This window comes from Aphanizomenon sp. UHCC 0183 (assembly GCF_009712065.1).
GTDB lineage: Bacteria > Cyanobacteriota > Cyanobacteriia > Cyanobacteriales > Nostocaceae > Dolichospermum > Dolichospermum heterosporum.
The window spans coordinates 1-8,217 of sequence record NZ_VILC01000056.1 but is presented as its reverse complement, the minus strand read 5'-3'; the positions used below and the strand labels follow the sequence as shown (position 1 = coordinate 8,217).

The 8,217-nt window shown below is 39.6% G+C and carries 9 protein-coding genes; 4 read left to right on the top strand and 5 right to left on the bottom strand.

The features are described from left to right. Positions 1 to 15: 15 nt before the first annotated feature. The 3 genes from FJR37_RS17535 to FJR37_RS17525 form a co-directional block, all read right to left on the bottom strand. Positions 16 to 186: a CopG family transcriptional regulator gene (locus FJR37_RS17535; protein ID WP_168466659.1), complete on the bottom strand. Its 171-nt coding sequence runs from the start codon at positions 184 to 186 to the stop codon at positions 16 to 18. Positions 187 to 521: 335 nt separating this feature from the next. Next, positions 522 to 2,138, bottom strand: coding sequence for a hypothetical protein (locus FJR37_RS17530; RefSeq protein WP_168466658.1), 1,617 nt, complete (start codon positions 2,136 to 2,138; stop codon positions 522 to 524). A 51-nt stretch (positions 2,139 to 2,189) separates the two neighbouring features. After that, on the bottom strand, positions 2,190 to 2,369 hold the full coding sequence (locus tag FJR37_RS17525; RefSeq protein WP_168466657.1) for a hypothetical protein: 180 nt from the start codon (positions 2,367 to 2,369) through the stop codon (positions 2,190 to 2,192). A 66-nt stretch (positions 2,370 to 2,435) separates the two neighbouring features. Here FJR37_RS17525 and FJR37_RS17520 point away from each other — a divergent pair, with 66 nt between their 5' ends. From FJR37_RS17520 to FJR37_RS17510, 3 genes are all read left to right on the top strand, one after another. Then, positions 2,436 to 2,792: an iron-sulfur cluster assembly accessory protein gene (locus FJR37_RS17520; RefSeq protein ID WP_027403631.1), complete on the top strand. Its 357-nt coding sequence runs from the start codon at positions 2,436 to 2,438 to the stop codon at positions 2,790 to 2,792. Between the two features lie 290 nt (positions 2,793 to 3,082). Next, positions 3,083 to 3,505 carry a M48 family metallopeptidase gene (locus FJR37_RS17515; RefSeq protein ID WP_168466656.1) on the top strand — a complete coding sequence of 141 codons (423 nt, stop codon included), beginning with the start codon at positions 3,083 to 3,085 and terminating at the stop codon, positions 3,503 to 3,505. A gap of 162 nt (positions 3,506 to 3,667) precedes the next feature. Further along, positions 3,668 to 3,925 carry a hypothetical protein gene (locus FJR37_RS17510; RefSeq protein WP_039204829.1) on the top strand — a complete coding sequence of 86 codons (258 nt, stop codon included), beginning with the start codon at positions 3,668 to 3,670 and terminating at the stop codon, positions 3,923 to 3,925. A 155-nt stretch (positions 3,926 to 4,080) separates the two neighbouring features. On the opposite strand, the gene FJR37_RS17505 is transcribed toward FJR37_RS17510, so the two are convergent. Further along, positions 4,081 to 5,679: an Hsp70 family protein gene (locus FJR37_RS17505; protein WP_039204827.1), complete on the bottom strand. Its 1,599-nt coding sequence runs from the start codon at positions 5,677 to 5,679 to the stop codon at positions 4,081 to 4,083. A gap of 138 nt (positions 5,680 to 5,817) precedes the next feature. On the opposite strand from FJR37_RS17505, the gene FJR37_RS17500 reads away from it, so the two are divergent. Next, entirely contained in the window at positions 5,818 to 7,209 is a 1,392-nt protein-coding gene (locus tag FJR37_RS17500; protein WP_168466655.1) for a hypothetical protein, read from the top strand. A 363-nt stretch (positions 7,210 to 7,572) separates the two neighbouring features. Here FJR37_RS17500 and FJR37_RS17495 read toward each other — a convergent pair whose 3' ends face one another. After that, complete coding sequence (locus tag FJR37_RS17495) at positions 7,573 to 8,211, bottom strand: exopolysaccharide biosynthesis protein (RefSeq protein ID WP_052150091.1); 639 nt, start codon at positions 8,209 to 8,211, stop codon at positions 7,573 to 7,575. Positions 8,212 to 8,217 lie beyond the last annotated feature (6 nt).

The window sequence follows — 8,217 nt, the reverse complement described above, 5'->3', positions numbered from 1 at the left end:
ACTCCCTGTCGTCTATCACCCTCCTGTCATCTCTTCCCCTTGAGGGAGGCTTCTAATCAGTTCTCGAATCACATCTGTTGCTGGTCTACCTGTCTGTTGACAATATTTTTCTAGTTTTTCCGCTTCTTGTGTAGCTAGATTCACTGTTATGCGTTTAACCGCCCATTTCTTGTTTGTCATTATCATGCACTTTGCTGTATATTAACTTGATTTAGAGAGTCTGGTCACTCAAAACAAAAATGAGACTATGAAAGTTAGTCTGAATTAAAAATGTAACAAAAACACTAATCTTATTTAAAATTTTCAGTTTGTCAACTACTTACCCAAATAAATTTGGCGATAACCTTGCTTGAATACTGGAAATTCCTGGTAATTTGAGCCTGATTGCCATTGATTCGACCTATCAATGTGTAAATAGGGAACAGGGAAGAAAATAGATCAGGACAATCTTACAAAAACAAAATTGGATTGTTATAGATATCCTGTAATTTAATTTATAAATTCTAGGTATATCTATTTATTTAGTCAACCGTTTCCAAGCTTAATTCTTCCGAGGAAAGTACATGAGCTTCTAATAAAGCCATCATATCTCTTAACTGGGGATTACCACGAGAAGTTCCAGTCAATCCTTTGGCAATAATTAACCCACAATATCCTTGAGTATTTTGACACCGCTGATGCCATTTTCGCTTGGCTTCTATATGCACTGGGTCGTCATCTAAAAATTGCCCAAACAAAAATAATTCACTGTTATGCGTTTGCAATAAACCTAAGTCGTATAGATCATCATCTACTGGATCTGTGACGGTGTGAAAGCAGATGGCGTTTAATCCTCCAGCGGCTTGAATATTTTCAATAATCCCTTTAGCTTTGGGACGGGAGGTTTGAATGACAATCACAGGTAAACCATCACCGACTTGTTCAAATTCCCCTGCTGCTTGGTAATTAGGTGCTTGACGCAGGTAATCTAATGTTTCCCAGGGTAAGACACCCAAACTCATGAAAGCATCTTCTGGGATTAAGTCGTCTCTTAAGGCTTCAAATATGGAATCATCTTCGTCGTCTTCATCTTCGTCATCTAAATCAAAACCAGCCATTTCCTCTAGTTCTGCTGTCAACTCTGGCATGGTAGAGACAGTGACAGTTAAGGATTTGCGATTGTTGCCGGGTTCTGGTAGAGAAATTCGATAACGTTGGCTCAGGGTAAGAAAATCTTCGTCGTATAATTGCCGATGGTGGTCACGGAGAAACCGCAATAAACTTTCTACGGCAACAAAACTGAGTAGTGCTTCTTCTTCATACAAAACGGAACGTAACCCTTCTAGGGGGTGAATATTGCCGAAGGTGGGTTGAATTTCGGACAGGGGCATTTGTGCCAAATTACCCGGATCATCATCTTCGTTGTCATGCAGGGAGTCAAATGTGAGAAATAGACAATCTTGTTTGAGGAAGGCTTCTTCTAAATCTTGATTTAGTTCATCTTCATCAGCTAAAACAGCAGCCCGAAACCGTTTGAGGGAATCTTCCGAACGATAAAACAAAATGCCATATTCAATGCCCAACATTCCCATGACGGAGGCATAAAGTTTTTCTACATCCCATTGATTGATTTCTATGGATAAAATTTGCTGTTCTTCTAGAAATCTCCAAGGGGCAGTTTGCCAGACTTCTAAGGCTTTATCATGGAGGAGTTTGGCGTATTTGGGTGGTAAGTCGGGAGTTTGGCTATCAATGACTTCGGCAAAAGAGCGAAATAGTTCGTCAATTATGGGTAATTCCGGTACGTAGTCAATGGCAATGTCTAAATCCTGTAAGACTCCACGCAGGTAAAATTGAATTTCCCGATCGCGCACAACTATTCTTTGTGGTCTACCGGGTTTGGCTGGGCTTTGGGGATGTTCTATTGCCCTCATGAGGGTACGCACAATGGCTTCTGGACCCAGGGCGGGATCTATCATGTCTATGCCTCTAACAATGCCTTCTGAGGCATCTACCCAAAGAATGCAGTCTCCTTTGGTGTCTGGGTCTGTAAATGGGGTGTGTGGTGATGACAATGGACGGCGATCGCCCTCCCATACAGAAGGAATCTGGGTTAATTTCTGCAACCGGCGACTGGTAGAGCGATTAAAACTTGTCATAGAGTAAGTGAATCAAAACAAAGCGATTGAGAATGGGAATTTCGGGAATGGTTAATCTTTCAACACACCTAACCCCTCAATTCTAGGATAAAAATCTGAGGTTGCTGACAAAGGAACAACACTTGATAGAGAGGGGATTATTCTAAAATTTTCTCCTATCTTTCCATCTTCCCATCTTCTTATGCTTTTTTGCCGTCGTAATGTCGCTAAAATAAATACAAAAACATTCATAGCAACCCAGAGGTACAAGAATGCCTACTGGAATATTGATAAAACTAGTTCAGGAGTTAAAAATTTATGACCCAAGCAACTCAAACTCAACAACGGGGAATTCTGTTATCTGAATCGGCATTGCGTCAGGTTAAGTCTCTTCAAGATAAGCAAGGGCAAGATTTATGCTTGCGGGTGGGAGTCAGACAAGGTGGTTGTTCGGGAATGTCTTACATGATGGATTTTGAGGATGTCAGCAAGATTACCCCTGATGATGAGGTTTTCGATTATGATGGCTTCAAAATTATTAGCGATCGCAAAAGTCTACTTTACCTTTACGGCTTAATGCTCGATTATAGTGATGCCATGATTGGTGGTGGTTTCCAATTTACTAACCCCAATGCTGCCCAAACTTGTGGTTGCGGTAAGTCTTTCGGCGTTTGACATCATAAGTCGCTGGGAGATTTATCCCCCACACGGCTTACCCTTCGGGAACGCTTCGCGTGCATCCCCGGCTTAAAAGACATTAACACCTAAAAACTTTTGGGATTTTTAGGTGTCAATTCCGGGGGTTTAAGCCTAATTTCTGATAATATTGTGAGGATTCACTGAGTTAGAAGTTAGAATATTTATTTGCATCAGGAATATAGAGAAGCAATTTTTCCCATAAATTATTAAGCTTGACGCGAAAACCCCTGATTCACAACTAACAACTGACAACTGACTAAGAACGAATGACTAATACAATTGATTCCCTGTTTGATACAGGTTTAGAACGTTATAAAGCTGGAGAATCTGTAGAATCCTTGATTCCTGTATTTAAAGAGGTATGCGATCGCTCTCCTAAAGCTAGTTCAGCCTGGATTTGTTTAGCTTGGTTATATCTTCTTGATAACAAAGGTAAATTAGCTTTCAACGCTGCTAATAAAGCCGTGAAACTCAATCCCCAAGACCCACAAGGCAGAATTAATCTAGCCTTAGCTATGCTAGAAACAGGTCAAAAAGGTTTGCGGGAACACATTGACGTAGCACAACAATTGATATTTGTCAATGAAGAATGGCAAGAAGAAGTTAAAAATAGCATTGAAGATGGTTTAACCAGAAAACCTGATTGGAAAAATTTAGCCAAAGTTAAAAAATGGTTATTTGAAGGGTAGGGGGCGGGGGAGTAGGGGGAGTGGGGGGAGTAGGGGAGTAGGGGGAGTAGGGGAGTAGGGGGAGTGGGGGGAGTAGGGGAGTAGGGGGAGTAGGGGGAGCAGGGAGCAGGGAACAGTTTAATCACCCAATTACCAATTACCAATTACCAATTACCAATCAAAATGAAAGACAAATTATTAAACTGGCTCAATTTCATATTAGTTGCTGATGTTTTCCTCGTAATTTTAGGTTTTGGGTGGCTGGTGATAGCCGTGATTGGTGATGCTTCTGGAATTAACCTGGGATTAGATTTGTGGCACAAACTGTGGATACCAGTGTTTAACCCTGCTATTGGTATCTTGATGGGCGGTGCGTTACTTAGTGGTATTATTAGCTGGGTATCTAAAAAGCTGACAAAAACAAAAAATGAGTTATCGTAAATTTTACTCATTTTCAAATAGCTGGATTAAAGCACGGTACGGCATTAGCCACAAAGCACTTCCTGGTGTTATGAGGTATAGTTTTTATCATTAATCTTGTAGAAGCGCGGGACTCTCGCCCTATGTTATATACCACTCGAAAAAAACCGCTATACTCAACTTAATTGTGCCACCAGTTGATTTTCTACCAAGGTGTTGTTGGTTAATAGGTCTTCAACTGTAATTCTTAAAAACCGTTGTTCATCTACTTGAAAATAGATTTTAATGCGATCGCTGCCGGGAAATCCTGGAGGTTTGAGTTTGGCGATTTTACTGGCATTTGCGCTATCATTAAGGGGTTTAACGGTAGTTACACGAGTATCAAGCTGACGAGTAATTAAGCGATCGCCATCAAAGTATATCTCTGTCGCGCCTGTTTCTGCACCTAATTCCCCGATAATTAACTCAATGCTGGGTTGATTGTCTACGGAAGCACCTAGAACTAATTCTACGGGTTGAATCATCGGGTAAGGTTGTCCGGTTTTAATGATAGGATGCCAACTGTGACGTTGATTACGGCGATCCCAATAACGCACACCATAGCTATGATAAAGGTAGTCTTTAATTTCTATGCCTTGGGTGATTTGTAATGCACCATGGGCGATCGCTTCAAAAGGCAGACGACGACGGATTTTTTCTGGTTCAAAATATTGTTCTATCCATGTCTGCACCACTGGTAATTGTACAGTTCCACCAACTAATAATACTGCATTAATATCATCAATTTCTATGCCATAGCGTCGCGCTTGCTGTAGTAATGTCATCATTGAATCATGCAGCTTATCGAAAAATCCGTTTTCTTTCAAAATATTTTCAAAGGTGTAACGATCAAGATCCATTTCATAACTTTCAAAAGTTTGATCATTAAAATAAACTTCACTAGCTTGATCACGGGTTGATAACTGAATTTTCACTCGTTCTGCGAGTCGGGTGGTGAGAGAACTAACTGGTAATCCCTGGGTTTTTGCAAAATAATCTACTATCCAATTATCAATATCAGTTCCGCCGAGATTTTGCCCTGCTTTAGCTAATACACGGGCTGTTTTAGGCTTTTGTTTAGAATCTTCACCTAGAGTTTTATCACCCCATTTAAGGAGAAATCCTAAAGGTTTGGTTTTAGCCTGTTTCCCCTGATCTAAGCTTACCAAAGACAAATCTAATGTTCCTCCACCAAAGTCAACAACCAAGAGAGTTCCTTGATCTGCTAAACCATACCCTAAAGCCGCAGCGGTGGGTTCATCCAACATTCGTATTTGTGCGACGGGTAGTGATTGACAAACTTTCCCTAACCAGTAACGATAGGCTTCAAAGCTGTCTACAGGTGCAGTTAAAACTAAAGAATCTATGTTCCCTTCCAGGATGGCTAATTCGGCAATTACCTGGCTTAAAAACCATTTTCCTACCTGTTCAAAGGTAATGTTCTTACCATCCAGTTCTGGTAAAAAACCCTGAATATCCGCACCGATTCCGCGTTTAAAGTTACGGAAAAATCTTTGATCAGTTTTTATATCTAAACCGCGATCGCATACCTGTTGTCCAGCTATAATTGTCTCCGTGCTGGCATTTTCTACATAAACCAAGCTGGGTATTAGTGGTGGGTTGAGGAATTGTTGCGCTGATAACCCAGGCAAATTCAGGGTTTCTGCTTGTTGAGTGACAGGATGCCAACGAGTGATAACTGTGTTACTTGTACCAAAATCAATAGCGATCGCCATATCTTAATATTATTTCCGAAAATAGAGAACTATTATTTTTGACTTTTGACTTTTGACCTTTGACTTCCGCTTTGCGGTGCTGGCAACTTTTGTGGTATTAAATCTGTCAGAGTGTAAAAACTACCCAAATATCGCTTTATGTCTGTTGACCCTAAAGGTATTCCTGGTTTACCTGATTTAACACATCCCCAGGAATTACTGCAATTTGGTACTCAATTACTCCAAAGTTCACTATTATTATTTTTTTTAATTATAGCCTTGGGAGTGGCAATTGCCCTAATTAGTTTTTCTCTGCGAAGATATTCGACTGAACAAGCGGTTTTTTTCGGTCAATGGTCAATTCGTTACTCCCAATTATTACAAGGATTACAGCATTTAGCTTTAATCTTAATTTTGTTAGTAACTGGCTTTTTTCTGTGTTCAACTTTAAGCAATCGTTACCATTATTGGGAACAGGCAAAAGTCTCTCAAGTTGCGGCTAATGTAGCAGGTGATAAACTCGAACAAATTTCTCCCCAAATTCGCTACATTACTGAAGAACCTTATGTTTATACTACCCAAGTTAATGGAAAAATAGTCAAAGTTAATGACAAACAAAAAGTTACTCGTTACCTAGCTTTAGCAAGTTCGGAAATTCAAGTTAAAATTAATCAAAGTGTAGATGTCCAAAATCGTAGTTCTATTTATCAGACAGACTATACAGCTAATTACAAAGTTATTAACCAACTGAGTGATATTAATAGTTTTTTCTTGGAAGTACCACCTCCTAATGGTTCTTCTATCCTGCGCGGTTACAAAGTAGAACGGGATGGGACAAGACTAAAACAAACAAATAACGATGATTATAGTTTTCCTTTCCGCTTAGAACCGGGACAAGAAACTATTTTTAAAGTTACCTATAAAGCCGATGGTGGTCCCCGCTGGGTTTATAGTGCCACAAATCAGTTACTTTCGCAATTTAGGCTGGTGGCGATCGCTAATTTTAATAATGCTGATTTTGCCAGTGGGATTACTCCTGATGATATTAAAGTTGATGACAAAAGCACTCAATTCACTTGGACTTTTGCCGAAAATGTGGCTGTTAAAAATCCTTTTGGTGTCTTTACTAGCACTAAACCTATTGGGAAAACTGGCATTATTCCCCGGTTGTTGTTGTTAGCACCAGCTTTGTTTTTATGGTGGATATTGCTGCTGTACTTATCCCTACCCATGACTTTGAAAAATGTCGCCATTGCTGGAGGCATTTTCTTTGCTTGTTTATTAACACTAACCTATCTGTCACGGGTAATTAATGCTGAATTAGCTTGGTTGATGATGGCACTAATTTTATTAGCTTTAAGTTATGGTTTAGGTACAAATCGCCGTGTTTCTTTAGCAGCAATTATTTGTACATTCTCTGGAGTTGTTTTACCTGTATTTGGGTTATTAATTCCTTTTACTGGCTTAACCTTGAGTATTGCTGGGTTACTATCAGCCACATGGTTAGCCGTGCTACATTGGTGCGGATGGTACAATTTACGAGAAAATTAAATTAATTAATTTAGATCCCCGACTTCTTAAAGAAGTCGGGGATCTGGTAGTTTAGCAGCATAGAAAAATCAAAGTTACACCCAAACTATCCGGATGGAGGAAGACAGGCAATGGATACTCAAATAGTAGATGCACCTTAATTAAACCATTACCCTCGGCTTTTAGCTGGGGGTTTTTCTTGGCTTTGGGATTTCTATCCTAGCAACATATCATGGGAAATGTCAAAAATTTGGTTCTTCGGTTATTTTTATGGAAAACCTGGTTCAAAATCATTGAAAGTCCTATTGTGTAGGCATTTCATTGAAAATATGGAAATAATTGTTTATAACCCTTGTCCCGTAAGGGTTTTGTTATCATCAATCCTCAATTACCATAAAAGGGAAAGAGACGGAAGAGCCAAGAATTTTCTCTGAAAATATCAGTCAGTAAATTGGAGGCTAACCATGGGGCATAACCAAATAGTAAAGTAATTAAGAGAGTAGCAACATAGCTAACACACATTAGTAAACCATCCGCTTCAATGGTAGCAACGGCTAAAAGTAAAATTCCCACAGTCGGAATAGGATTGGTAAAAGGAACGGGAGAAATTAATAATATTGTTAACCAAGAGATGCACAGCCCGTTAAATCGCCAAATCCAAGGATGATTAGCGACTTTTTGTAATCGGGGACGGGCAATTGTTTCTGATATCCTAGTGACGCGCCGCAGATTTTGTAAGATGATTTTAGCGAAAGCGTTGGGAAATTTATAATTAGCAATTTTTTTGGGTAGCCAAGGTGTTCTTCTGCCTAAAACCATTTGCAATGATAATAATAAACAAGTACCACCTAAAGGACTAGTCACGCCTGGAGGCATAGGAAATAAAAAAGGTAATACTAGTAATGTGATTACCAAGCTAAACCCCCGTTCAGAAGTTTCTGCGAGGATATCACCTAAAGTTAGCGGCTGTTCACTTAAACGTTCTAAAAGAGATTTAATTTCTTGAGAAAAGCGTAAATTCATAAGAAT